This is a genomic window from Vibrio sp. 99K-1 (assembly GCF_013114585.1).
Lineage (GTDB): Bacteria > Pseudomonadota > Gammaproteobacteria > Enterobacterales > Vibrionaceae > Vibrio > Vibrio chagasii_B.
In genome coordinates this window covers 108,582-135,476 of record NZ_VTXF01000017.1, presented here as the reverse complement: position 1 = coordinate 135,476, position 26,895 = coordinate 108,582, and the positions used below count along the sequence as shown (strand labels likewise).

The 26,895-nt window shown below is 42.9% G+C and carries 19 protein-coding genes; 12 read left to right on the top strand and 7 right to left on the bottom strand.

Translation table 11 applies throughout. The annotated features are described in order from the left end of the window. Nucleotides 1–443: 443 nt before the first annotated feature. The 6 genes from F0228_RS14755 (at nucleotide 444) to F0228_RS14730 (ending at nucleotide 9,575) form a co-directional block, all read left to right on the top strand. Nucleotides 444–2,078, top strand: coding sequence for an ABC transporter substrate-binding protein (locus F0228_RS14755; RefSeq protein ID WP_171730676.1), 1,635 nt, complete (start codon nucleotides 444–446; stop codon nucleotides 2,076–2,078). Nucleotides 2,079–2,133: 55 nt separating this feature from the next. After that, nucleotides 2,134–3,108: an ABC transporter permease gene (locus F0228_RS14750; protein ID WP_061032840.1), complete on the top strand. Its 975-nt coding sequence runs from the start codon at nucleotides 2,134–2,136 to the stop codon at nucleotides 3,106–3,108. 8 nt (nucleotides 3,109–3,116) lie between these two features. Continuing rightward, nucleotides 3,117–4,106: an ABC transporter permease gene (locus F0228_RS14745; RefSeq protein WP_116871858.1), complete on the top strand. Its 990-nt coding sequence runs from the start codon at nucleotides 3,117–3,119 to the stop codon at nucleotides 4,104–4,106. Further along, nucleotides 4,106–5,059, top strand: coding sequence for an ABC transporter ATP-binding protein (locus F0228_RS14740; RefSeq protein ID WP_116871859.1), 954 nt, complete (start codon nucleotides 4,106–4,108; stop codon nucleotides 5,057–5,059). Before F0228_RS14745 ends, F0228_RS14740 begins: the two co-directional genes overlap by 1 nt. 10 nt (nucleotides 5,060–5,069) lie before the next feature. Further along, complete coding sequence (locus F0228_RS14735) at nucleotides 5,070–6,059, top strand: ABC transporter ATP-binding protein (protein ID WP_171730675.1); 990 nt, start codon at nucleotides 5,070–5,072, stop codon at nucleotides 6,057–6,059. 72 nt (nucleotides 6,060–6,131) lie between these two features. Further along, complete coding sequence (locus tag F0228_RS14730) at nucleotides 6,132–9,575, top strand: hypothetical protein (RefSeq protein WP_171730674.1); 3,444 nt, start codon at nucleotides 6,132–6,134, stop codon at nucleotides 9,573–9,575. 90 nt (nucleotides 9,576–9,665) lie between these two features. Here F0228_RS14730 and F0228_RS14725 read toward each other — a convergent pair whose 3' ends face one another. Further along, a complete protein-coding gene (locus tag F0228_RS14725; protein ID WP_019821076.1) occupies nucleotides 9,666–10,661 on the bottom strand; it encodes a LacI family DNA-binding transcriptional regulator in 996 nt (331 codons plus the stop codon). A gap of 546 nt (nucleotides 10,662–11,207) precedes the next feature. Here F0228_RS14725 and F0228_RS14720 point away from each other — a divergent pair. Together F0228_RS14720 and F0228_RS14715 are read left to right on the top strand one after the other, a co-directional pair. Further along, nucleotides 11,208–12,806: a glycoside hydrolase family 16 protein gene (locus F0228_RS14720; RefSeq protein WP_171730673.1), complete on the top strand. Its 1,599-nt coding sequence runs from the start codon at nucleotides 11,208–11,210 to the stop codon at nucleotides 12,804–12,806. Nucleotides 12,807–13,262: 456 nt separating this feature from the next. After that, complete coding sequence (locus F0228_RS14715) at nucleotides 13,263–14,594, top strand: carbohydrate porin (RefSeq protein ID WP_019821079.1); 1,332 nt, start codon at nucleotides 13,263–13,265, stop codon at nucleotides 14,592–14,594. Nucleotides 14,595–14,856: 262 nt separating this feature from the next. Here the strand turns inward: F0228_RS14715 and F0228_RS14710 are convergent, their stop codons facing one another. After that, nucleotides 14,857–15,741 (bottom strand): helix-turn-helix domain-containing protein, encoded by an 885-nt coding sequence (locus tag F0228_RS14710; protein WP_105057363.1) that lies wholly within the window; start codon nucleotides 15,739–15,741, stop codon nucleotides 14,857–14,859. A 142-nt stretch (nucleotides 15,742–15,883) separates the two neighbouring features. Between F0228_RS14710 and F0228_RS14705 the strand changes: the two genes are divergently transcribed. Continuing rightward, nucleotides 15,884–18,697: a glycoside hydrolase family 3 protein gene (locus F0228_RS14705; protein ID WP_061032832.1), complete on the top strand. Its 2,814-nt coding sequence runs from the start codon at nucleotides 15,884–15,886 to the stop codon at nucleotides 18,695–18,697. A gap of 87 nt (nucleotides 18,698–18,784) precedes the next feature. Here the strand turns inward: F0228_RS14705 and F0228_RS14700 are convergent, their stop codons facing one another. The 5 genes from F0228_RS14700 to F0228_RS14680 all read right to left on the bottom strand — a co-directional run bounded on the left by F0228_RS14700 (nucleotide 18,785) and on the right by F0228_RS14680 (nucleotide 23,833). Next, nucleotides 18,785–19,690 carry a MalM family protein gene (locus F0228_RS14700; protein ID WP_171731918.1) on the bottom strand — a complete coding sequence of 302 codons (906 nt, stop codon included), beginning with the start codon at nucleotides 19,688–19,690 and terminating at the stop codon, nucleotides 18,785–18,787. A gap of 176 nt (nucleotides 19,691–19,866) precedes the next feature. Next, complete coding sequence (locus F0228_RS14695) at nucleotides 19,867–20,604, bottom strand: dienelactone hydrolase family protein (RefSeq protein ID WP_061032830.1); 738 nt, start codon at nucleotides 20,602–20,604, stop codon at nucleotides 19,867–19,869. Nucleotides 20,605–20,804: 200 nt separating this feature from the next. Continuing rightward, nucleotides 20,805–21,752: a 1-aminocyclopropane-1-carboxylate deaminase/D-cysteine desulfhydrase gene (locus tag F0228_RS14690; protein ID WP_171731917.1), complete on the bottom strand. Its 948-nt coding sequence runs from the start codon at nucleotides 21,750–21,752 to the stop codon at nucleotides 20,805–20,807. A 150-nt stretch (nucleotides 21,753–21,902) separates the two neighbouring features. Continuing rightward, nucleotides 21,903–23,159, bottom strand: coding sequence for a HAMP domain-containing sensor histidine kinase (locus F0228_RS14685; RefSeq protein WP_171762396.1), 1,257 nt, complete (start codon nucleotides 23,157–23,159; stop codon nucleotides 21,903–21,905). After that, nucleotides 23,156–23,833 (bottom strand): response regulator transcription factor, encoded by a 678-nt coding sequence (locus tag F0228_RS14680; RefSeq protein WP_004741618.1) that lies wholly within the window; start codon nucleotides 23,831–23,833, stop codon nucleotides 23,156–23,158. The genes F0228_RS14685 and F0228_RS14680 overlap by 4 nt, the downstream gene beginning before the upstream one ends. A 125-nt stretch (nucleotides 23,834–23,958) precedes the next feature. On the opposite strand from F0228_RS14680, the gene F0228_RS14675 reads away from it, so the two are divergent. Genes F0228_RS14675 through F0228_RS14665 form a run of 3 tightly spaced genes read left to right on the top strand, consistent with a single transcriptional unit; the run spans nucleotide 23,959 to nucleotide 26,895 of the window. Beyond that, the gene (locus F0228_RS14675; RefSeq protein WP_061032827.1) at nucleotides 23,959–24,978 is read left to right on the top strand and encodes a glycosyltransferase family 2 protein; all 1,020 of its coding nucleotides are present in this window, start codon (nucleotides 23,959–23,961) and stop codon (nucleotides 24,976–24,978) included. Continuing rightward, nucleotides 24,975–26,444 (top strand): glycosyltransferase family 39 protein, encoded by a 1,470-nt coding sequence (locus F0228_RS14670; RefSeq protein ID WP_171762395.1) that lies wholly within the window; start codon nucleotides 24,975–24,977, stop codon nucleotides 26,442–26,444. Before F0228_RS14675 ends, F0228_RS14670 begins: the two co-directional genes overlap by 4 nt. After that, nucleotides 26,431–26,895, top strand: a complete 465-nt coding sequence (locus tag F0228_RS14665; RefSeq protein WP_171762394.1) for a GtrA family protein — start codon at nucleotides 26,431–26,433, stop codon at nucleotides 26,893–26,895. Before F0228_RS14670 ends, F0228_RS14665 begins: the two co-directional genes overlap by 14 nt.

Genomic DNA, 26,895 nt, shown 5'->3' with positions numbered 1-26,895 from the left:
ATAGAGAAAGCGCTTTCTTTTGTTTTTGAGAGAATCTTATATAGATACAGTTTATGAATATTGAGAATCGCGACGGAAAGGCCATTTTAAAGAAAGCATATAAGTTCATTGATGGGTGAGAGACTCGACGATTAGCGTAGACGATGGAGGTACCACTGTTGTATTTTAACTTATTGTTTTTAATTTGTTTTTTGTATTGATTAACAATTAATGTGACGAATGGCACTGTTGCGTGTTTCTATTCTCAATCTATTTTAAATTTGTGATCTATGGTTCGTTTCCCCGAAATGTAAGTTGAAGAATCATTCTATCGGATTATTATCCACCTAAAGAAAGCGGTTTCTTGATGCAAGTAGCCGATAGTGAATACGAAAACACCCCCTTTTTTTAAAGTTAAAAGAAAGCGCTTTCTTTCTGGTTATTATCATTAAAAGGACAACGTGATGCACAAAAAGACATTGATTGCTTCGCTCGCCATTGGAGCGTTATTCGGAGCCTCTGTACAAGCAGATGAAGTTAAGCAGGGTGGTACACTAACGGTGCCAATTATCAATACTGGCTTTGTTGAAAACTTTAACCCTTATACAACTAAAGACTTACTGCATGGGGTAATGTTTGAGCCATTGGTCGTATTCAACAACATGACAGGTGATGTTGATTATCGCCTGGCTGAGTCGGTTGAGTATTCAACTGACCTGAAAACATTGACGCTTAAGTTACGAGAGAATTTGAAGTGGTCTGATGGTTCAAAGTTAACTGCAGACGACGTTGTTTTTAGCTTTATGTTGACTAAAGAGGCACCAGCTTTTGACCAAAAAGGTATTTGGTCTTCAGGTAACTTAAAAGAAATCAAATCTATTGACGCGCGAACCGTCGTGTTTGAGCTGACGGAAGCGGATTCTACATTTGCTTGGAACTTAGAGCGTTACCATATTGTACCAAAGCATATTTGGTCGAAAGTTGAAGATCTGACAACGTTTACCAACCTTAACCCGGTAGGTAGTGGCCCAATGACGACGGTTAAATACATTAAACCGCAACAGATGGAGCTGTGCCGAAACCCAAATTACTATTTAGAAAATAGACCTTATTTAGATTGCATCAACTTCCGTTCTTACAATGACAACTCTCAGATTCAACCTGCCTTAATCAAAGGTGAGATTGATTGGGGTTCAAATTTTATTGCTGACGTTGAGTCAACATTTGTCGATATGGATAAAGAAAATAACCATTTTTGGTATCCAGCGAATGATGCGATCCACCTTTACGTAAATACCAAAGAAGCGCCATTTGATGACCTAAGAGTACGACAAGCACTTTCTATGGCACTTGATCGTGAAACCATCGTTGATATTGCTGCCTACGGTTATCCGACTGCAAACTTCAATGCTGGTGGCATCGGTGAGCTATACGAAACGCACATTGATAAAAATGTATCTAAGAAATATGGCTATCTAACTAAGTACGATGTTGAAAGAGCAAACGCTTTACTTGATGAAGCGGGCTTAGTTGACAAAAACGGTGATGGATTCCGCGACAAAGCAAACGGGGAAACGGTTGAGTTTGATATTGAGGTTGTAAACGGTTGGACCGACTGGATCCAAGTGGTTCAGATGGTATCTGAATACTTTGAAGAAGTGGGTGTGAAAGCAAACGTTAAGACCGTGGATTGGGCGGTATATGACAGCAATTTGAAAGAAAGCAAATATACCATGTCAATTAACTGGTCAATGGTAGCGACAAACCCAATCTTGGCGTACCAAGAGTACTTCTCAACGTCTCGAATCGGAAAAACTTGGCATGCTGGTCACGGTGTTAATTCACCAGAAATCGACGCATTGATCGACAGCTTTGGCAAAATAGGTGATGCAGTGCAGCAAGAGAAAGTGTTGAGTGAACTTCAGGAGTTTACCGCTGAAAACCTTCCCTTTATCCCTCTATTTTCTAACCCAACTTGGTTCCAATACAGTACTAAACATATTGTTGGTTGGCCAAGTGAAAAAGACCCATACGTACAGCCAGTATGGTACGACGGTGGTAAGAGAGTAATTATTCTCAACAATCTACACCTTAAGTAAGTTATTTTTGAGAGGGCTACAGCTTAGGTTGTAGCCCCTAGGTTAAAAGATTTTTATGTCGTTTTTAATTCGCCGATTTGGCTTCTATTTTACCGCTTTCTTAATCGCTATCTCGTTTAATTTTATGTTGCCTCGTCTAATGCCAGGTGATCCTGTTGATGCTCTTTTCGCTGCTGCTCAAGGTCGAATGGATCCTGCTCAGATGGATGCTGTTCGTGAAATGTACGGTTTTGTTGATGGTAATGTTTTCGAACAGTACTTCGCTTATATGAAAAGCGTATTCACTCTTGATTTGGGACCTTCAGTACTTATGTTTCCTGTAAGTGTCTCAGATGTCCTTGCTATGGCACTGCCGTGGACTATGTTTCTAGCGCTTGGATCGTTGATTGTCGCTCTCATCATTGGTGTCAGTATTGGTACGTATGCATCGTATCGACGTGAAGGGCTATTTGGACAAATTGTTCCGCCAGTTTTGGCATTTATTAGTAATTTCCCGTACATCGTGACCGCATTACTGTTGTTCTATTTCTTTGGTTTAAAACTTGAACTATTGCCTTTGGCATATACCTATGACCCATCGCTAGAGCCAGGTTTTACATGGGAGTTTATTTCCAGTGTGGCCAAACACGCTATGTTGCCTATGGGCTCAATGGTCTTGGTTGGTATCGCAACATGGGTCTTCAATATGCGTAATGCGATGATCAACGTGTTGGGCGAGGATTACGTAACGATGGCTGAGGCCAAAGGCTTGAGTAGTTATCGTGTTATGTTTCGTTATGCTGGTCGAAATGCCATCCTTCCTGTTGCGACCGCTATTGCAATGGCAATCGGGTTCTCATTCGCAGGTTCAATTATGACTGAAGTGGTTTTTAACTACCAAGGTTTGGGGAACATCCTTCTTAAAGGCATCGTTGCTCGTGATTACCCACTTATCCAAGCCATTCTTCTTATCTTGGTGACAGCGGTACTAACCGCTAACTTTATTGCCGACCTCCTATATGTCTGGCTTGACCCTAGAATCTCGAATTGAGGCGCATGATGGATAATTTAATCGATACTCAAAATAAAGCTAACCAGAAGAAAACACAGGTACGTGAACCAAAATGGTCGTGGAAAAATGTAAAGAAAACTCTCGGTAAAGTTTACGCATTTTTCTACGGTAACCCTCCTGCAATTATAGGTACTTTTTTACTTACGATTGTCTTAGCCGGGGCGTTATTTGCGCCTGTATTGTCGACTCACAACCCAGAAAAGCGCGTGGCTCGTCCACATGTTGCACCAAGTTCTGAGCATATTCTGGGTACGACTCGTAGCGGACGTGATGTATATAGCCAGGTTCTATTTGGAGCAAGAAAGTCGCTTACTGTTGCGATCTCCGCGGGTGTAATTGCAATGACTATCGCAGTTTTAGTGGGTGTTTCTTCTGGCTACTTTGGTGGAAAAGTCGATGAACGCTTGAACTTCATTACTAACGTATTTCTTGTTTTTCCACAATTACCTTTGCTGATTGTTCTCGCCGCATTCTTAGGGCAGGTCGGTTCGCTGGTTATTACCGTATTGTTAGGGATAACCTCCTGGCCTTGGGGTGCTAGGGTGATTCGTGCACAGACCATGGCAATTAGAAGCAAAGAGTTCATCATTTCTGCAGAGGTGATGGGGGAATCAAAAATCCGCATTATTTTAGTCGAGATCTTACCAAACTTAGTTTCGATTGTTTTTGGTGGCTTCCTAGGCACGGTTATCTACGCAATGGGCTCCGAAGCTGGTCTAGGTATTTTAGGTTTAGGTGATGCAACAGAGGTGAGTTGGGGCTCTATGTTGTATTGGGCACAGACCTCTTCATCGTTATATACCGGTGCATGGTGGGAAATGCTGGTACCTGCACTAGCGTTAGCGATTACTGGTGGTGGACTCGCATTGATTAACATGTCTATTGACCAAGTGAGCAACCCTAAATTACGTACGGGCCCACACATCAAACTGTGGCACAAACTTAAAAAAGAAGCAGATAAACGCCGAGGCCTATAATGAGCAATCTCTTAGAAATTAATAACCTGTGTGTTGATTACGTTTCTCCTAATGGCGTAGCAAGAGCCGTTAATGACGTTAGTATTTCCATTGCGCCCGGTGAAACGCTCGGTATTGCCGGTGAATCTGGTTGTGGTAAAAGTACATTGGCTTTTGCTATATCACGCTTACATAAAGCACCAGCGCTTATCTCTGAGGGTGAAATACTCTACAAAGGGCAGGATGTTTTAAAGATGAATCACAAGCAGTTACGTGACTTCCGTTGGAATGACGTTTCTATTGTTTTTCAAAGCGCAATGAATTCACTTAATCCCGTTATTACCATCGGTGAGCAGCTAACGGACGTTATTCTAGCGCACAAAAAAATACCTTATAAACAGGCTCACGATCGTGCGGTCGTGCTGTTAGGAACGGTTGGGATTCATGGCGATAGAATGTCGAGCTTTCCCCATCAACTGAGTGGAGGGATGCGTCAGCGAGTTGTTATTGCGATTGCTTTGGCGCTGGAACCTAAATTGATCATCATGGATGAGCCAACAACGGCACTTGATGTGGTGGTCGAACGTGAAATCTTGAATGAACTGTATGAGCTGAAGAGTAAGTTTGGATTCTCTATTCTGTTTATTAGTCACGACTTAAGCCTAATGGGCGAAATTGCTGATCGAATTGGCGTGATGTATGCGGGTAACCTTATCGAATTAGGTGATGCGAAAACGGTATTTAGTGAACCTAAGCATCCTTATACAAAAGGGCTTATCTCTTCATTTCCGACTATTCATGGGCCAAAAGAACGTCTCTACGGGATCCCCGGGAATCCTGTCAACCTTTTGGATACACCTCAAGGATGTAACTTCCAAGAGCGATGTGGCGAATGCATTTCAATGTGCATTAAAAGTGAGCCTCGTTTGGGCGCTATTGCGACCGGGCATCACGTATCTTGTCACCTAGTTTGAGCGAAAGATTATGAATACTTTAAAGAACGTTGATAAAAGCGAAGTTATTTTATCAGTTAAGAATTTGGTAAAAGACTTCCCACTTGGCCAGTCAGTCAAAAGCAATATGATGCGAGCCGTAAATGATGTTTCATTTGATCTACGTAAAGGAGAAGCATTAGCGATTGTTGGCGAATCTGGCTCAGGGAAAAGCACAGGAGCTCGAATTCTTACTCGAATTTACGATAAGACGGCTGGAGATATCGAATTCAAAGGTGAGCCTCTGTCTGACTATATTGAAAAATATGGTGAGCTTGAATATGCACGCCAAGTGCAAATGATTTTTCAAGATCCGTTTGGCTCGCTGAATCCTGTACACACGATTTACCACCATATTGCGCGACCTTTACTTATCCATAAACGAGCAGACAAAGAAGCGATCCCGAACCTTGTTTATGAATTGCTTGAAATGGTTGGGCTTACACCAGTTAAAGAGACCGCAGAGAAGTACCCACATGAATTAAGTGGTGGACAACGACAGCGTGTCGCAATTGCACGTGCAATTGCTGTTAGCCCGGAAGTTATCCTAGCTGATGAACCTATATCTATGCTTGATGTGTCTGTGCGATTAGGAATCCTAAACCTAATGGCTGACTTGAAAGACAAGCATGATATTTCGTTCATGTACATCACTCATGACATTGCGACGGCACGTTATTTTGCTGAGAAAACGGCGGTGATGTATGTAGGGCATATGGTCGAATGGGGTAATAGCGACAACGTCACTCAGAACCCGCAACATCCGTATTCTCAGTTGTTGTTGTCAGCTGTGCCAGAAGTCGGTAAATCGGGCAAGCGTGACATGAACGTGAAAAAAGGTGATATCCCTTCTTGGAAGCCAAGTAGCGTAGGTTGCCCGTTCGCAAGCCGTTGTCTGAAAGCTGACAAACTTTGCACGCAATCAATACCAGAACCGACTCAAATTGCAGAAGAGCATTTTGCTCGTTGCCATCATTTGTAAACTTTAAATCCTTTTGAAACGCAAAAGAAAGCGCTTTCAAAACTTAAGTGTAAGAATTTTTGGAATTTTGATATGAAACAAGACTACAACTTAACACCAGAGGTCGATGGCAAGTTCGTTGATTTAGATGGTGAGCGTTACTACCAAATCTCTAATGTTGACCAAATGACGCCTTTCTTTATTAGCGTTGTATCGTCGAGCGATCACTGGTTATTTATTTCATCAACAGGCAGCCTTTCAGCTGGACGCATTCGTCCGGAAAATGCGCTTTTTCCTTACAAGTCTGTTGACCATATTCATGAAAATGCGGAAAACACTGGGTCAAAATCCATCTTCCGTATTGAACATGGCGATAAGGTGGTACTTTGGGAACCGTTTAATACATTCCATGATGGTATTTTTGATGTTGAACGCAATCTTTACAAAAATACGATTGGAGACAAAATCGTATTTGAAGAGATAAACCATACTTTGCAACTACAGTTCCAATACAGCTGGAATACGAGTGAAAAATACGGATTTATTCGTCGTTCAAAACTGACCAATCTAGCGAGCCTCGAGCGTAAAGTCGAAGCACTAGATGGCTTACAAAATATACTTCCTTCAGGTGCTCCGTTATCAGCTCTTCAAACAAGAAGTGCATTAGTTGATGCGTACAAGTGGAATGAACAAGTTGATGGTAGTTCATTGGCTCTGTTCAGCATGTACGCGAAATTGAGTGATAGAGCCGACCCTGCTGAATCTTTGCTAGCGACGACAGTCTTCAGCTTAGAAACGGAAAGCAGCCAAATTTTATTGACGAGTGCTCAAGTTAATGCGTTCAGAAAAGGTCGAGCGGTTAAGAGTGAACCTTTAACGAAAGGGATTAGAGGAAGTTATTTAGTTCATAAGTCTCTGACGCTGCGAGCACATCAAACCAAAGTTTGGTCGATTGTCGCTGATATAGACAAGACTCATTCCGATATCTGTCAGCTTCAATCTGAGCTCTCTGTTCCTGCTAACCTAGCACTAGCTTTAGAAAAGAGCATTGCAGATAATCAAAATGAATTAATCACATTAATGTCTGGCGCGGATGCGTGGCAAATAACAGCCGAAGAAAATACCAGCGTTCACCATTATGCCAATGTGTTGTTCAATAACATGCGTGGTGGCGTTTTTGAAAACGGCTATATGTTAGAAAAGGCTGACGTAGTTAAAACTATGGAAAAGGCCAACTCTCAGGTAGCAGGCCGCCATCAAGACTTTTTTGATCTGTTAGGGGATGTTTTCAGCCATTCCGAATTAGTTTCGCACGCTAAAGCGACAGGAGATTCTCAATTAGTTCGATTGAGCTACGAGTATCTACCGCTTACTTTTGGACGTCGTCATGGTGATCCTAGCCGCCCTTGGAACCACTATGAGATTAAGCTCAAAGATGAAAATGGCGAACGCTTACTTTCTTATCAAGGCAACTGGCGTGATATTTTCCAAAACTGGGAAGCGATGGCTCTTAGTTATCCAGGGTTCATCAAATCATTCATCTCTAAGTTTGTTAATGCTTCAACGGTGGATGGTTACAATCCGTATCGAATTACTAAAGATGGTGTAGATTGGGAACTCTTAGAGGCGGATGACCCTTGGAGTAACATTGGTTACTGGGGCGATCATCAAATCATCTATCTATTAAAATTCCTTGAGTTGGCAGACAAATTTGAGCAAAGCGACCTTATCGAATTACTAGAAAGTGACATTTTTAGTTATGCCAATGTGCCTTACGAGCTTTGTGGAGTTCAAGGTCTCTTTGACAACCCTAAAGATACCGTAGAGTTCAACCAAGACCTGCAGGAATTGACAGAGCAACGTGTCAAGAGCTTAGGCAGTGACGGTCGCTTGTTGATGACGGGTGACCAAGAAGTTTATATGGTCAACTTAATGGAGAAGATACTCGTACCTTTGTTGGCAAAATTGAGTAACTTAGTGCTTGATGGTGGTATTTGGCTGAATACACAACGTCCAGAATGGAATGATGCAAACAACGCTATCGTTGGCAACGGTCTGTCAATGGTAACCTTGTACTACATGCGCCGCTATGTTGCCTTTATGCAGCGCCTGTTAGAGAAGTCACCATCTTCATACAGTATTTCCAAAGAAGTGTTTGAGTGGATGTCTTCTGTTACACAGATTGTTTCAGAGGCAAATACAGAGATTCGTCAAGATACGGTAACTCGTCAAACTCGTAAAGCAATGCTGACTAAGCTGGCTAAATCTGCTGCTAACTATCGTGAGCGTGTTTACCGAGTCAATGGATTCTCAGGGAAAACCAAAGTTGAGAAAGAAGCGATTGTTCAATTGATGGGTGCGAGCTTAAAAGTCCTAGATTCTACGATTGCAAACAACTTGCGTGAAGACGGTTTGTACAATGCGTATAACATCTTGAGTTGTTCTGGTGAGAGCTTAATGGTTGAAGAGCTTTACCCTATGCTAGAAGGGCAAGTTGCAGTATTGAGCTCGGGTCTATTATCATCTAAACAAGCGGTTGAGTTGTTGGATAAATTGTTTGCCAGTGACATGTATCGTGCTGATCAAAATAGCTTCATGCTTTACCCTGACCGTGAGCTGGCTTCTTTTATGGACAAAAACTGTTTAGACGCTAAAGACATTGACCAGAGCAAATTGTTAAGCATGATGGTTGTTGCCAAAGATAACCGATTAGTAAACCAAGACAGCAAAGGTTCTTACCACTTCAATTCAAGCTTTGAAAACAAAGGTTTCCTTCAGGCTGCGATTGATGAAATTAAAGCCGATTACCCGTCAATTAGTGATGATGAATTTTGTCATGTATCTAGTTTGTATGAGCGTGTATTCAACCATAAAGCCTTTACTGGGCGTTCGGGAACCATGTTTGGTTATGAAGGTTTAGGTTGTATCTATTGGCATATGGTTTCTAAGTTGCTGCTAGCTGTGCAAGAAAACTATCAGCATGCTTGGAGTATGGACTCTAATAGCCAGGAAACTCTTAAATTAGCGGATTACTATTACAAAGTGAGAGCTGGTATTGGTTTCAACAAAACGCCGGAAAACTACGGTGCGTTTCCGACGGATCCGTATTCTCATACGCCAAAGCACTCTGGAGCACAGCAGCCAGGGATGACAGGGCAAGTTAAGGAAGAAGTGATTACTCGTTTTGGAGAGCTAGGTCTAGAGGTCGTTGATGGCACAATTGTAATTAACCCTTCACTTCTTAGTCCTAAAGAGTTCTTACAAAAAGCGGCGACTTTTGACTGCCAAAATATTGAAGGACAAATGCAGAGCTTTATTGTTCAGGCTGGGCAACTGGCTTTTACTTACTGCCAGGTACCGTTTATTTACCAACTCAATGATGAGCCAACACAGGGTATTGAAGTTCAGTTTAAAGACGGAACAAGTGAGGCATTTGCATCGTTAACGCTAAACCATGAAATGGCTTCACAGCTCTTTTCTCGTAGTGGTCTTATTGAGAAAGTCGTTGTCGTGTTGTCAAAGCACCAGTTACTCTAATTCTAATTTAAAGTGAAATAAAAAGGCTCTAAGTGAATACTTAGAGCCTTTCTTTTAAGTGTAAAAAATGGGGTGCTTGATATACAAAAATCAAAGCTTAGCCACGGACTCTCTTACAATCAATGTCGGGGTTAGTTTGTGCTTCAATGGGTAGTCGCGTTTATTAATTAACGATAAAACACCTTTTGCAGCTTCTTCTCCCATCTCATGAACTGGAAAGTCGACCGTCGATAAGCGAGGACGAATATGCTGGCTATGAGTATCGTTATCGAAGCCTACGACTGAAAGGTCTCGCCCAATAATGAGGTTTCGCTCTGCTGCTACGTCATATACAGCAAGCGCGATATTGTCATTTTGACAGAAAATCGCGGTGATCTCAGGGTCTCGGTCTAACAAGCGTCGCGCAGCTTCGTGGTTGCCTTGATGATCAAAGCGTCCCTCTACAAACAGCCCTGCGTCGTATTCGATACCGAACTCTAACAAGGCATTTCGATACCCTTGAAAGCGATCTCTACTATCAACTTTACTCAACTGGCCTGTGATACAAGCGACTTTTTTATGGCCGTTCTCAAGTAAGTGCTTCGTTGCAAGGTAGCCACCAAGCTCATTATCAATGTAAATACAGCGATCAGAAATCTCAGGAATAAAACGGTTGAGAACAATCATTGTTTCACTGTCTTTCGCTATTTTGATCAGTTCGTCATCACTGAGCTTGTCTGAGTGAACAATGAGGCCATCCACAAGTTTAGATTGCAAAAACTGGATAGAATCGAGCTCTTTGGTTCGTGATTCCTGGCCACTTGTAACGATTAAGTGAATATTATTTTGGCGAACGGTATCTTCAGCGGTATGCATTAATGGCCCATAGAAAGGCCCATCAAGCGAACCAACTAGCATGCCAATGCTATTTGAACGGCTGGAAGCAAGAGCTTGTGCAAAAGCATTAGGCTTGTAGCCCAGTTGCTCAATAGCTTTAAATACTTTTTCGCGATTGGCTTCCTTCACCGTAGGGTGACCATTTAATGCTCGTGAGACGGTTGATTGAGAAACTTGAGCAAGTTCAGATACTTCTTTAATGGTGATCAATGGTAGTGGCCTTATCTCTACAAGGAGTGACTAAGCTATATTACCTTCGTGATCAATAAGAGCCTAGTAATCCAATGATTAATATTTAAAAACTCTGAACTGCTTAACGCTAAATTTGAAGGTTAAGCAGACAAAGTAAGGTCTCGAATATTTCCATATACTCGTTCAAACATCAAGCAAGCGCTTTCTTTTTGTTGTAATAAAAGTGAATCTGTTTTTCTGAGCTTAGTTGTAAGCTATAAAAAATAGAAGCCTGAGAATAAAGGGGTTCTAGGATGGTATTCAGATAATCAGGTCACAAAAATTCTTGAGAATCTACACGAACCACAACGAATTTTAACAAAATGTGAAACTTAACAAGAAAGCGCTTTCTTAAGGTGAGCATTGTCTCTTTTTTGAACTATGCACTTTTATATACTCATTTTGAAACGGTCGTGCATGGCATATTGGGTCCATGCTCGCGGAGTTATTCATTTATCGACTTTCTGTTATGGGCTCCGATACTACGTGTCGCCTGCTTAGAAAGTCGTGATACAAGGAGTTGTAATGCAAGATCTAACCAATCAGGTAAAGATATTAACGTCTTTTATTTCTGCCGCTTTGATGTCTGGCTGCACGGCGATAGAGCTGCCGGTATCCGAAAGTGCTGACTTAGCTCAAACTGAAAAACCGATAGTGCTATCCCATGCTCCAGTTACTTTAAGTCCAGACTGGCAATTGGTGTGGGAAGACCAGTTTAAAGGCGAGCAAATAAATAAACGTAATTGGTCATTAGAAGTGAACTGTTGGGGGGGCGGGAACAATGAACAACAGTGCTACACGGATGATCCTAATAACGCATTTGTTAAAGATGGCTTTTTACACATTGTCGCGCTGAAGCAAAGTCATACTGGGCCTGACAATGCTGAAGGTACGATTGGCGGAGCAACTAAGACACTCCCTTATACTTCTGCGAGGCTTAGCACAAAAGACAAGCGTGACACCAAATATGGCCGTTATGAAATCAGAGCAAAGTTACCTGGTGGACAAGGTTCATGGCCCGCAATTTGGATGCTGCCAACCGACAATATATATGGCACATGGGCAGCTTCTGGCGAAATCGATATTATGGAAGCGGTTAACCTAAACACACTTTCAGATGCGGCGGGGGCGAAAAATGATGATCTAGAGAGCCGAGTCTATGGGACGTTACATTACGGACGAAATTGGCCAGACAATGTTTATAAAGGGCAGGCCGCGATATTGCCAAATGGTGTGAACCCAACTGATGGCTTCCATACATACGCGATTGAGTGGGAAGAAGGTGAAATTCGTTGGTATGTCGACAATATTCATTACGCGACTCAAACTCAAGAGGGCTGGTACAGCCAATATGAAGCAGAAGAAGGGAAACTCATTAATGCGAGTGGAGCAGCTCCGTTTGATGAAAAGTTTCATTTGTTATTGAACTTGGCTGTCGGTGGGGCGTGGTCAGCGAACGCAAATGATAAAGGCATCGACGAAGGTTTGTTTCCGAAAACAATGCTAGTTGATTCAGTAAAAGTATACCGTTGTAAGGTTGATCGTTGGAAAGGAAAAGGGTGTGCAAGTCGCTCTGAACATGCAATACAAGTGATAGGGCACGAAGCTCCAGAGATCTTAGCAACCGATGATAGTTATGCTGATGGACCAACGTTGGAAATTTTTACCGAAACTCTTAACGCAAGCTTGGCTTATGCAAGTTATGACCCATTGGATATTGTTGACTATCAAGAGGTGACCGAACCAGATCGTGGAACAGTGCTACAAGTGAATAAGAAAGAAGGTTCAGGAAATATCTATTTTCGTTCTCCTGTAACAGATGTGACACATTGGCAAGAAACGGGTGAACTGGTCTTTGATTTGAAAGTTGAGAGTATGGCCGACGGGGTTGAACTATTGGTTAAGATGGACAGTGGCTGGCCGAAAACAAGTGACTATACCGTGCCGCTATCAGCAATGAATGAATGGAAGACGGTACGTATTCCAATCGCTGACATTTTAAAGAGAGACAACCGTTTTTCTGCTGGGAATCAAGCAGATCCAACAATGATCACTAACCTTTTAGTGTTTGAGCCTCAAGGAGAAATGAGTTTTAAACTAGATAATATTCGATTTGAAAAGTAAGCCTGTTAACAAAAGGGCTTGAATAAAAGTCTGAATATAAAGGGAACATACAATGTATGTTCCCTTTTTTATTTCGACGATTATTTGAGGAAGACAACCGACGGTGTATTTCGAAACTGGTTCTGAGTGATTGAACGGAGCAATTCGTCTTTAATATGTGAACAGTGACATTTTACTTGGTTCCATGATTGTTCGAACAAAATACTTAACATCTCTATTTTTGTGACTTACGCATAAGAAAGCGCTTTCTTTGGTGGGGTTGATCACGGTTTATATTCACGAGATCGATTTATACTCTTTCCATACCAACTGAGCGGTTAAAGCCAATAAGGTTAAGAGTGCATAGTGAATGTGGGCTTAGATTTGATCTTCTTTAAATCTGTTCGATTGGTTTTTTTAAGAAAAATAAAGAAAGCGCTTTCTTTGTGAAAGTATAATTTGGAACATGGAGTTATTATGAAACTTTCTAAGCTTACCCTTGCTTGTTTAGTCGCTACAGCTGGCTTGTCTACTGCACCTGCTGTACATGCCGAAAAATCGGATGGATTTGAATTTCACGGTTATTTCCGTGCTGGTGTTCTATTCAGTGAAAATGATGATTTTAAACGAGCAAAGTTCCCAGCATCTAAAGAGCGTTTAGGTCGATTGGGTGTTGAGTCGGATAGCCACTTTGAAGTTGCACTGCAGAAAAATTTTGAGAATGACGGTGGTCAGAAAATTCGAATCAAAACACGAGCAGCAGCCAACAATGCGGAATATGCAACCAACCAACTTGGTGCCAATGCCGATGCAACCAACAGCGAAATTGGTATGGCAGAAACTTTTGTCGAGTTTGAGGGTGTATCTGAAACCGGTGTTGTATGGGGTGGTAAGCGCTTTTATGGTAAAGATAATTACATCTTTATGACCGACTTTTTCTACACGGATATGTCAGGTACTGGTGTTGGTATTGAAGGTGTTGAGCTAGGTGGTAATAAGTGGGACTTTGCTTATATTGCAAGCGATGACTCTGGCGATACAAGTTTCTGGGGTGACAGCAACAACATCATGCATGCACTTCATGCTGGCGTGAACTTTGGCAGTGTTGAGCTTCACGCTATGGCTAAGTATATGCCAGACAATATGGTCGATTTAGGTTTTGGTAATGGCCCAGAAGCATTCGCTGAGAATGGCTATGAAATGACGGCAATTGTTCACACTGAGTCTGTCTTTGGGTTGTCAGATAAAGGTTTTACAAAATACATCGCGCAGGCTGGTAAAGGCTTAGGTTCGGGTAATCTTTTAGGCGGTACTCTTACGACTTACAACACGTACAAGCCTGGTAGCGACTATCAAAGTTGGTTAACGACAGGCACGGGTTGTGGTACGTCTTGTTTGAAGGCTGTTGATGAAAACGATGTATCACTACGTGCTTTAGCATGGGGTGGGTACTTTTTTGAAAATGGTGTGAATATTTTCCACTCTCTTCAAACCCAGTACAACGATTTTGACAATGGTGACACAGACGGCTGGGTATCAGCAATGGTGCGACCAACGTTCCCAATTTCAGAAAACTTTTTTATCGCTACCGAAGCTGGTTATATGTACAACTACGAAGACCGTAATGGTGAGTCAAAGAATTCTTATGATTACAAGCTAACAGTAGCACCGACTCTAGTTGTGCACTCTGGCTTCGGTCCATCTCCAGAAATTCGCTTCATGGCATCTTACCTTGATGGTGAAATGCAAGACGGCACGGGTAAAGAGGGCGACTTTGTTGTAGGTATTCAAGCTGACATGTGGTGGTAGAATTTTATACCTTCGGGTCTTTAGTGATATCGAGCATACCGGGGAGTAGTATGACGGCCTTGCCTTTAGGGCGGGCAAGGTTCTCGATATCCTATTTATTGCAATAGTTGAGCTCTATCCTAGCAGCACATAGAGATTCATTTTTATTGCAATGAGTCGCTTATGTTTTGAGTCTATCTCAGTAATTCCTTGCCAAAGGCTACTCATCAACCGCTTCGAGAGAGGCGGTTTTTTTATGCCTGTGCATTTAGTCTTTTAATATTCAAAACTCAGCTCTATGGGAAGAATGTTTCTTTCTAAATTCGCGAGGGCTGCATCCATTTTGGGCCTTAAAACACTTGGAGAAATAGTTGCTGTCAGAAAAGCCGCAAGACTCTGCAATGTGTTGGATGCTTTTGTTGTCGTTTAATAATAAGGTTGCCGAGTGTCGAATTTGAAGGTCTTTGACGTATTGGCTTGGGGATGTATTTAAAAACTGCCTGAATAACCTTTCTAGTTGCCGCTTGCTGATATACGCCGCTTGTGCAATGGTTTCTGTATCTAATCCTACTTCTTTGTAATGATGGTCAATATGTGCGAGAGCACGGCTCAATGCCAGGGTTGTTTTTGGTAAGCTATGGGTCTGTTCTTGATATCGCCGAGCAAGTTCTATCGCAAGTTGCTGCATTGTGCTCGTCAATATGATTTCAAACCCCTGTTCTGCGTTGTCGTATTCCGATTTGATTTGTTGTAGAAGCCCATTGACTCGTTTCAACTGAGAAAGTGATAACGTAAGTTTTGCTTGATATTCAGATGCTTGTCGAGCAATTGGTTCTATCTTGAAAAGCGCTTGATAACCTGGCATTTGCCGCATTGAAGGGACCTCAAAAAAAGGCAATGCTGTATCAAACATCAAGTTTACAATCTTCAGTTTATTTACTTCACAAAATCCATGTTCAATATCACCATTAATAACAAATACATCTCCTGTACTTAAAGGGTAAGTGTGGCTAGCTACCGTATGCTTTCCACTACCACTCACAACTAAGAAAAGTTCAGAAAAGTCATGGCTATGTACGTCAAAGTCGAAATCGTGATGACCATCGACATAGGCAAATTTTATCTGAGGATATCTCTGATGACTTTGGAGTCTAAACTTGGTTTTCATGTCGCTATTTTACCTATTTTTGTCGCTTATTTGGTAGTTACACGCCGTAGTTAAGATTACTATTTTTTGAACAAAGACAATATTAACTTTTAGGGCGAGAGGTCAAATTTTTGCTCTAAGTAAAAAAATAGTAGGACTTAAAATGAATACTGTGGAAATTCTCGAAGCACAGAAGCAACTTGCACCCATAAGTCGACAAGCGGCTACTGAGGGCATTGTGCTACTAAAAAATAGTGATTCAATATTGCCATTGCAGGCTAGTGATACGGTGTCTCTTTTTGGTCGCTGTCAGATTGATACCTACCGAAGTGGCACAGGATCTGGTGGAGCGGTGAATGTCCCTTATTCAGTTAATGCATTACAGGGCTTGTATGAGAATCCAAACATCAATCTTAATCTCAGTTTGGTGGAGGTATACCAACGTTGGGTCAAGGACAACCCTTTCAATGACGGCGGCGGTGGTTGGGCAGCTGAACCTTGGTTTCAAGATGAAATGCCTCTTTCAGCTTCTGTTGTGATGGATGCCGCCGCCAAATCTAACAAAGCCATTATTTTTATCGGTCGAACAGCGGGTGAGGATCAAGATAATGCACAGCAGCAAGGCAGTTACAATTTAACCGCGCTCGAAATGCAAATGTTGGAGAAAGTGACGGAACATTTTGATGACGTCATTGTGATACTGAACGTGACCAACATTATTGATATGTCATGGGTAAGCTCACTCAAAGATGCAAGGTCGATCAAGGCGATTTTGTATAGCTGGGCTGCAGGCATGGAAGGTGGGCATGCTTTAGCTGATGTTTTATCAGGTGATGTTAGTCCGAGTGGACGTTTGACCGACACTATTGCGCACTCTTTATCTGATTACCCTTCCAGCGCTAGCTTCGGAAATAAAGAACGTAATCTGTACCAAGAAGATATCTATGTCGGGTATCGGTATTTTGAAACTTTCAATCCTAAAGCTGTTCAATTTGAGTTTGGTTTTGGGCTGTCCTACACCCGCTTTTCCAATCAATTAAATGCGCTAATGATTCTTGGTTCTGGCTCTGAACAAGAGCTGGTATTTGATATTGAAGTTAAAAACATAGGTGAGAAATACAGTGGCAAGGATGTTGTTCAATTATATGTTGAAGCGCCTCAAGGTCATCTTGGTAAGCCAACACGAGCACTGATCGGGTTTGTGAAAACACCGACCTTGGACCCGAAAGAAACGGTGTGTTTGACAATTTCATGTCCGCTTTCTTCCTTCGCGTCATTTGATGACTGCGGTAAAACGGGACAGCCAAATAGTTACGTACTTGAAGCTGGAGAATATCACTTTTATCTAGGAGGAAGTGTTCGCCAAGCAAAGCTTGTTAGTGAGAGCGTTAAAATAGAAGAGCTGTTGGTTGTTGAGCAATTAACGGAAGCACTTGCTCCTGTCACCGGATTTAAGAGATTGATCCCCAAAGGCAACGGGAAAAATGGTGTTTACAGTTACGATTACGAATCGGTGCCGCTACGAACTATAGATTTGAGTAAACGTATTCTGAGTGAGCTTCCAAGTTCTATTCCTCTTAGTGAAGATAAGGGAATCCGTTTACTGGATGTTAAGCAGGGGCGAGCGGACATTGACGAATTCATCTCGCAAATGACCGTAAAGCAGTTAGCGGCAATTGTTCGCGGTGAAGGTATGTGCAGTCCTAAGGCGACGCCTGGTACAGCTGCTGCTTTTGGTGGTGTTTCGCCGAGCTTGTTTGATTTAGGCATCCCTGTCGTTGCGGCTGCAGATGGTCCGTCTGGTATCCGAATGGACAGCGGACATAAAGCATCTCAAGTCCCAATTGGTACATTATTAGGCTGTACATGGAACCCGGAGCTGAATGAGAAACTATTTCATTTAGTGGGGAAAGAGATGCAAGCCAATCATATTGATACGTTGCTTGGTCCTGGGATTAACATCCACCGCCACCCTTTGAATGGTCGAAATTTTGAGTATTTCTCAGAAGATCCATTTCTCTCAGGGGTAATAGCTGCATCTCAAACTCTTGGTCTTAAAGCTGCAGGAGTGTGTGGCACAATCAAGCATTTGGTGGCGAATGATCAAGAAACGTCACGGTTTGATGTTGATAGTGTTGTATCACAGAGAGCGCTTCGTGAGATTCACCTGAAGCCTTTTGAGATAGCGGTAAAACAAGGAGGAGCTTCGAGTGTTATGACCTCCTACAATCCTATTAATGGTCACTGGGCTGCATCCAATTACGACCTCAATACTACGATTCTTCGTGGGGAGTGGGGTTATAAAGGGATAGTGATAACGGATTGGTGGGCAAAAATGAATGACCCAATCAAAGGTGGTTCTGAAAGTCGAAGTTACACATCCTTTATGCTTCGCTCTCAAAATGATCTGTATATGGTTGTTGAGCATGATGGTGCGGAAAATAACGTGTCGAATGACGATACGTTACAGGCGCTTGATAACGGAACGTTGAGCTTAGGGGAGTTGCAACGAAGCGCGATGAATATTTGTCGTTTTATTATGGACTCTCCAGCAATGGGTCGCCCATTAGTCGCTTTTGATCCAGTTAAGAGCTTTGAGGCGACCCAAAATCTTAATAAACAACAGAGGAAAACTGATGGAGACTTTTGCTCTCTGACGGCAGAGCAACATGCAATAGTATTACCACTTAATATCAGAGAAAATCGTAGCATTGTTTTGGAAGTTAAACAGGCTGGTGTGTATCGATGTGCAGGTATTGTTAACTACGATAGCGGCACTTTGGCTCAATCTGCGTGTAGTTTAAGTCTCAATAACGTGTACGCGATGTCTCTATCAGTGAATGGTACTAATGGCGAGACAGTTTCAGTTGAGGGGCTTTCCGTTAAGCTTGATAAAGGCTTTTATTCTTTGGATATTGAATTCATCAAATTAGGCTTAGAATTAGAGCAATTAGAGTTTTCGTTTATGCCTGAATAGGGCTGAGGGATAACAGTCGTTTATTTAACTCTCGTTGCTCAAAAAAGAGGTAAAGTGAGAGAAAATAAACGACTACTTGCGGCTGAGTTATTGTGCTTTTTGATATTGCTTCATCGCGTTAACAAAGGAGTTTCGCATCCCTTCGATTCCTAATCGCTCAGATTCTTCAACGTAAGTCAGTGCTGCACTAAAATCTCCAGATGAAACCGAGTTTTCTATAAGAGTTTGATAAACCTCTTTCTTATTCAGTGTATTTTCCGTTAATAAACCTGATTGGGCTACGGTTGATTCTGGAATAATTTGTTGGACTCGCTTTTGACGGTTTTGTTCTTCAACAACGGTGGTTACCGCTGTGAATTTAAAATCAAAGGAGACTTTCCCGATTGCTGAATGGGGGATGGCGTAGTCCGTGTTATGAGCTATGTTTGCCTGAATATCGCCAGAACGTATCGCCATATCACTTGGTTTTTCGACAGGAGTTGTTTCTGCGAGTGCTTCGCTGGTTGTGAATACGACCAAGTAAGCAGGAGTCTCGCCGTTTAAGTAACGTTCTTGCAGTTCTATTTGTGCGCCATATCGAGCACCATCAAGCAGGCTAAGTGGCTGGTACTTAATACTTTCATTGCCAATGACATCTAGCGGCTGATAATTTTTGTCTAAGACCAAAAGTGACGGAACAAATGCTGAATAATTAGCATTTGAAGTCACTGAAAAACGAATAGCATCTAGTGTTGTAGGAAGCTTTAGCCCTCCAGCAAAGGATCGGCCAGATTTGAACTCGATTTTAGGGCTTGCTGTGGTGATCGAAACAGATATTTCTTCTGGGTTCGTAATGCTTTGATATTGAATGTTACTCAGGGTTTCGCAGCAGTTTTCGTTGTTTCGTAGCGACTCTAGCCCCGGAGATGTTTTGTGATAGCTAACCGGTGACTCTGTCACTGTTGAGCAGGCGCTTAGTGCGAATACCGCTGGTAGTATTGCTAAATATTTCATAATTTACTCACAGTAAAAAAGCATATCTGATTCAGAGTACTTAATTGATAATAGTGATAGACTACAAGAAAGCGCTTTCTTTTTGAGTGACGAACACCAAATTTAAAGAAATACTCGCTAATAATTAGTACGAATTAGGTAACAGGCTGCCGTTGACCTGTTACCTAGATTGAAAGTTAACGAGAAACCGAACTTAATAATTGAGCAAAGCGATCCCAGGATTTTTGGTCAGCTTCATGATGATAGTTGTTAGACCCGAATACTGTGAAGGCGTGTGGTGCTCCACTATAAGTGATCATTTCATGTGGGACTTTGGTCGATTCGAGTTGAGTAGCAAGGCTACCAAAATCCTGCATTGAGATCATGGCATCTGCCGTTCCATGGAACACGACAACAGGTGCTTTGGTTTGTGAGTAGTCTTGTCCTTTTGGTGTAGATAAACCACCGTGGAAGGTGACATAAGCTTTGGATGGAATCCCTGCTCTCGCGGCTTCCAGGACGGCAGCACCACCAAAACAATAACCCATCATCACATTGTTATCTAAGTTACCGCCAAGCCTTTGCGCTTCCATTGCGCCTGCATTAAGTAGTGCGCGCATTTTTTCCCGGTCTTTATACAACTCGCCCGTGTGTTGCTTTTTATCTTTCACTTCTGTTGGGCGAATGTCTTTGCCAAACAGGTCGATAGCAAACACGTTGTAACCGAGTTCGTTGAGCATCTCAGAACGCTTTTTCTCGTAGTCGGTCAAGCCATCCCAATCGTGTATTAAAAGTACTAGAGGGGCTTGATCGCTGGCTTCGCTCCAGTAACCTTCATAATCCATGCCATCCACCTGGTAGATGACGTTTTCTCCAGAGTGTGCTGCAAAAGGAAGCAAAACCGAAAACAGACCTAGTGTAGTAAGTGCTCGCATACATTAATCCTTCAGGTGACGAGTGGCAATCCAATGGAAAGTATAGATAACGTTATGATTCTCGCGAGATTGTCAGTTTGGCTTTGATGGGTAAAGCAGGGAGGATAGCTGTCTTAAACGGAAGAAACTTATGCGGAAGATACAATCACAGTAGTCGTCACTGTGATTGTTCGAATAACAGGTTTAAGAGGTTTGAACCATTACCAAGTAGGGGCTGTGCTGTTATCGCTGCTAGAAAGACTTGTTCTGATATCAGGATACTTTCGTTGGTAGCGTGGTAACATCGACTCGTTTCCTAAGATGCCACCTTGATGAATATAGATAATGGTTTTAGTCGGATTATCTGCCTGCCATTGATCTAAACATTGCCACATCAATGGATCGTAAAGCAGGTCAAACTCAATGTCGGTTTGCTCCTGCAGATCTAGCCATGTCTGATAGTCCTGTTGATACAGTTTACCAAAGTGATGCTTTTTCGGGAGAGGCAATATCTGCGGATGTTCGCTTTCGCCAAGCTCATTGAATTGCTGAGTGAGGTAGTCACTTCCACCTACACAAGCGCAAGTGAGCACCGGGATATTGTGTAACTTTAGATGCTTATGAAGGTACAGCGCAGTACTGCCAGTTCCTGCGGGTAGGGCCACAACAAAATCGTATTGGTTTTCAAAGCGAGTCCAGCTCAGTATTTCCATCGCCAGTTGTTTTACGCCATATTCGGAAAGTTGAGAGCGGCCACCCTCAGGTAACACGATACACTGTGAGTCTGGTTGTCTTATTTGCTCAATATACGCTTGTGGATGAAGTTCAGAGCCTGTCTCTTTGACTGAAATGACTTTAGCGCCGAGGTCGATGGCACCACGGTAATTGCCGATAGGGCGTTCTAGTAGCCACTCGGGAAGGTGGTCGACGTAAAACTCAAGTGTCCAGCCTTTAATCTTTGCCAATGCCGCCAGTGAGAACAGAGAGTTCGCTTGAGCTGAACCGTAGCTGATCAGGGTGGTAATGTTCGGATGATCGTCTTCTAGCAACTTCATAAACTTGCGAGCTTTATTGCCACAAAAATGGGAGTGCAGCTGGTCGTCACGCTTTAAGAAAAAAGTGTGGTCGTTATATTGATGCTGAGTTACAGGGCTATTATTTAGTTTCATCGCACTTAGTAAAAATGCTGACTAAAAAGCCAGCATTTTAAAATCAAATTGGACTTACGAGTATCTAGCAGGTTATTGGCTCTGTAAACCAACTACATCAAGTTTTCACTCGATATTGAATCCAATAGATACTAGTGAATATCGATCGCTCTAAAAGGTGATTTGAGCTGTGCATCCACCGCAAGTTCGGTTGAACAGTTTGAAGTCCCAGTGATAGCGTTGACATAGGTCGTCAACAATCAGCAACCCTAAGCCGTGACCGTTAGGGTTGTATTGATCTTGTAAGCCTTCGCCTTGGTCTTCAATCGTGATGCCGTTTTGAGACAAAGTAATTGTCACAGTACCACTATTGGTCGCAGCAATAGCATTCCTTAGTAGGTTACCAATCAGCATGTTCATGATCGCGCTGGTGGCTTGAATGGTCGGCTCAGACTCAACGGCTAATGATATCTCGACCTCTTTGTCAGAGGCCTGTGAAGTGCTTTTTGACACAATAGCTTCTAGTTCTTGTTGGCTAAATAAGCGCAGTGGTGCGTCGTCACTGTTTCTTTCATATCGTACGAGGCCAAGCAAGGCATCGACCATCTCCGACATCTGCACGATGGCGTCATCAATACGCTCAACCTGACGAGATTGAAACTCGCTAGTATCACTACGAAGCAATAGCTTGTTAGCACCACGTGCAACGGTGAGCGGGGTTCTCAATTCATGGCTTGCGTAGCGTGCAAAGGCTTGTTCTCGCTTGATAAGGTAGTTGATTTCTCGACGATATTGATTGAGTTGATCGGTCAGTTGACGGAATTCAATCGCAGCATCGTCACTTACTCCAAATTCTTCGTTGAGGTTGAGTTTGTTCGACTCAAGCTGTGCAGAGAGAGAGTTAAATGGTTCAATAAGCCGTTTGGATAATCGATAAAGTATTGAACCAAAGCAAAAAATTAGGATAGAGAGCAATGTGAGTATGAACATTGTTGCGTATACTGATTCTGTTTGGTCCAGTTCGATAAGGTCTATTTCAGACAGTAGAATAATAGGATAGGTTTTTCCTTGGTGTGTGTACTCACCAACATAGACCATGCGCGAGTTTGGTTCTTGACCCACTTCGCCAAGGAAGTTTTCTCTGCCTTTTATAAATTTAGAGTACTCTTCCGGTATGAGAGTTGGGTCATTATAGGCGGTGGTCAGTTCATCTATTCTTAATTCACCATTCTCCCCAGCTTGAAACTGACTGATGGCGTAGTTGCGGTCAATCAGGATTCGCCTTTCGCCGACGCTGTCTTCAGACAAAAACAGTGCAGATATAAAGATCACATAGACAAATGCCGTCACAATCACCGCCATTAAGCCAAAGAAAAGCGCTAAGCGGCCTGTTAGGGTTTTTGTACTAGTGAGAACATTGAGAATCAATTGTAAGACTCCAGGCGGAATCCAACCTTAGGAACCGTAATTAGCATCTGGGTATCAAAGGGCTTATCGAGTTGATTACGCAGTTGGTAGATGTGACTACGTAGCACATCGTTGTTCGGTTCGTCTTCTTCCCATAGCTTGTACGAGATGTCTTCACGCGTTACCACTTCAGGTGCATTCTGGCACAGCATCTCAAGAATGGTATAGGTGGTTGGGTTGAGTGCAAGTAGCTTGTCTTGACGGTAAGCTTTGCGGGTTTTCTGGTCGATGGTGAGCTCGTCAAATTGAAGCTTAGAGGAGGCGACTTTTCCGCGGTAACGGCGAACCAGCGCATTCATCCTTGCTTCGAGAATATCTAAGTCAAAGGGCTTGGTGAGATAGTCATCTGCACCGTGGTCAAAGCCTTTCAGCATATCTTCGCGGCTATCGAGTGCAGTCAGCATCAGGATCGGCGTTGCGTTGCCTTGATCTCGTAGTTTGTTGCAAACTGTCAGTCCATCCATTCGTGGCAACATCAGATCTAAAATAATGATATCAAAAGAGTTATCCATCGCGAGTTGCAGGCCAAGCTCACCATTGTCGGCATAATCGAGTTCCATGCCAATACACTCAAAATAATCAAATAAGACACCTGCAATTTCACGGTTATCTTCGACCAATAGAACTCGTTTCATTTTGATTCTCATACAGAAATAGACACTAACATTATCCTGGGTGAGCGTGAAAAATATGTCAATAACATAACTTTCACTTATGAGCGCGTAAATTGATTTCAGATTAATAAATAGAAGAACGTAGTATGTCTGAACTTCATATTAGCCGACCGAAAGAATCCCTCTCGCAGATCCACCCAGCGGTTTTGCTGTCTATCATTGTGCCTTTTTATAACGAACAAGAGGTGTTGGAAGAGTTTCATTCACGCTTAACCAAGGTGTTAGATAGCCTGCCGATTACCAGTGAGATTGTTTATGTCGATGATGGCAGTAAAGATAACAGCTTAGATGTGGTGAGCTCATTTACCTCAATCAATAGTTCTATTTCTGTTATCGGACTGAGCCGTAATTTCGGTAAAGAGTCGGCGATGAGTGCAGGCTTAGAGCATTGTCGCGGACAAGCGGTGATCTTATTAGATGCAGACTTACAAGACCCACCTGAGTTAATTCCTCAAATGATTGCCAAATGGCGTGAAGGTTATGATGTGGTCAATATGCAGCGCAGCCAGCGTGACGGTGAAACCTGGTTCAAGAAGTTTTCAGCGGCCAGCTTTTATAAAGTGATGAATGCAGCGGCGAAGATTGATGTTCCTGAGAATGTCGGTGATTTCCGACTGCTGAGCCGTGAAGTTGTCGACCATATTAACCAACTTCCAGAACGTAACCGCTACATGAAAGGCATTTTTTCATGGCCGGGCTTCCGCCAAGCGACCATTCAATTTAATCGTGATGCGCGCTTCTGTGGGGAGACGAAGTGGAATTACCTTAAGTTGATCGGGTTGGCGATGGATGGCATCACGTCATTCTCTATCCGACCATTGCGTATTGCTACGGCAGTCGGTGGCTTGGTCGCACTAAGCGCGTTTATCTACGGGATGGTTATTGTCTTTAAAACTATGATGTTTGGTGAGCCAATCACAGGATACCCATCCATGATGGTGGTTCAACTTGCCCTCGGTGGCATTCAACTTCTGAGTATCGGTTTAATGGGGGAATACATAGGTCGTATTTTCATTGAAACCAAGAATCGTCCTTTGTATCTGATCCAATCTGTGGTCGATACGCCTGCGTTAAAAACACATTTTAAATTAGAGGAATCGGCATGAGCCTGAATAGAACACATCTATGGTATTTACTGGCTTTTGCACTGGTTTTGAGGCTCTTATCTTTGGCGACGTATCCGTTGATGGATACCACTGAGGCTCGCTATGGGGAAATGGCGCGTCTAATGGTGGAAACCGGCAATTGGTTAACCCCTCAGTTCGATTACGGCATCCCTTTTTGGGGTAAGCCTCCGATGTTTACTTGGATGAGTGCGATTGGCATTGAGCTTTTTGGGTTAAGCGAGTTTGCTGTCCGTGCTCCACATTGGTTGGCAGGTTTCGCGACAATTTTATTGATCGCGTATATGGCAAAGCGTACCGGACAAAGTGCGCTGGTTGCGGCAGTGGTATTGGCGACCTGTGGCATTTTCTCGATTGCTGCCGGTGCTGTAATGACGGATATGGCGCTAACCTTATCTATGACGATTGCGATGCTTGGGTTTTATTTGTGTTGGCAGGGAGAAGGCAGTGACAAGACCAATAGAAATTGGGGATATATCGGTTTCATTGGCTTGGCATTAGGTTTACTTGCAAAAGGTCCTGTTGCGATTGTTATCATGGGTATCGCGGTTTTCCCTTGGCTAGTTTTACAACACGGGTTTATTGGTGCTTTCAAAGTGCTTTGGCAACGTTTCCCATTGTTATCTGGTGTTGGATTGATGCTGGCGATCGCTTTGCCTTGGTACATCATGGCTGAAATCGCGACACCGGGTTTTATTGATTACTTTATTGTTGGCGAGCATTTTAAGCGTTTTGCAGTGAGCGGCTGGGAAGGGGATCTTTATGGCTCTGCACACGACCAGACGCGAGGTATGATTTGGGTATTCTGGATTCAAGCCGCCGCGCCTTGGTCGATTGTTTTACCGATATTGGCGTTCGTTCGCCGTAAGAAAATCGCTCAAATCAACATTGAGAATCGTGGGCTGTTTTCATTTCTTGTATGTTGGTTAATTTCACCTCTGATTCTATTTACCATGGCAGGTAACATTCTTCCTGCGTATGTGCTCCCGGGGATCCCAGCACTTGGTTTACTGGTGGCGATGTTAGTGGTTGAAAAAGACAAGAAGTGGTTCTCTAGCGTTGCGCTTGTTTTGCCTGTGCTGTTGATGATCGCGATGGTGTACCTGAATTTAGGCAAGGCAAATGAAAAAAGTGACCGTATCATCTTCGAACAAATAACAGATTCATCGCCAAGTTTTTACGTGGGTAAACGACCGTTCTCGGGGCAGTTTTACAGCCATGGGCAGGCAAAGAAATTGCTCGATATTGAACAGCTAGATGGTATCGACAAGTTCTACTTGATAGGGAAAAAATCGGAAGTAGAAACCAAGATCAAAGAGAACGCACTGACCTGTATTTTGGAGCCGACCGTCAAAATAAAGCGAGCTTTGTTCACCTGTCATAGCCAGAACATCAAACCCAATCAATCGTTGAGTCACATTCAAATTGGAAGCTATGGTCAGCCTTAACGCAAGCTTACGCGTTTGCAAAGATAAGCTTCGGGTGTACAGCCAGAATTTACAATCCCACCATAAGATAATTCGGTTCGCTGCGGTTGGTGTTGGTGGGTTTGTTGTTGATTGCACTGTGTTCTCGTTGCTGCACTACCTTGCCGGGTTGCCATTGATGAGTGCAAGGATAGGTGCCTTCATTGCTGCCGCCACGACAACTTGGTTGGGCAATCGTGTGCTGACGTTTGAGTTCAAAGGGCAGGGCGGTTGGTCAGATAAGTTGATTCAATGGCAAAAGTTCATGCTGTCAGCATCGATATCGGCAATACCTAATTTGCTGTGTTTTAAGCTGATGACAGAAATGCTGCCTGCATTTGACGGGGCTGTCTTTGTCGCCATGGCAATGGGTATCTTAGTTGGAATGGTGACGAACTATTTGTTCAGTCAGTATTGGGTTTTCGCCCGCTAG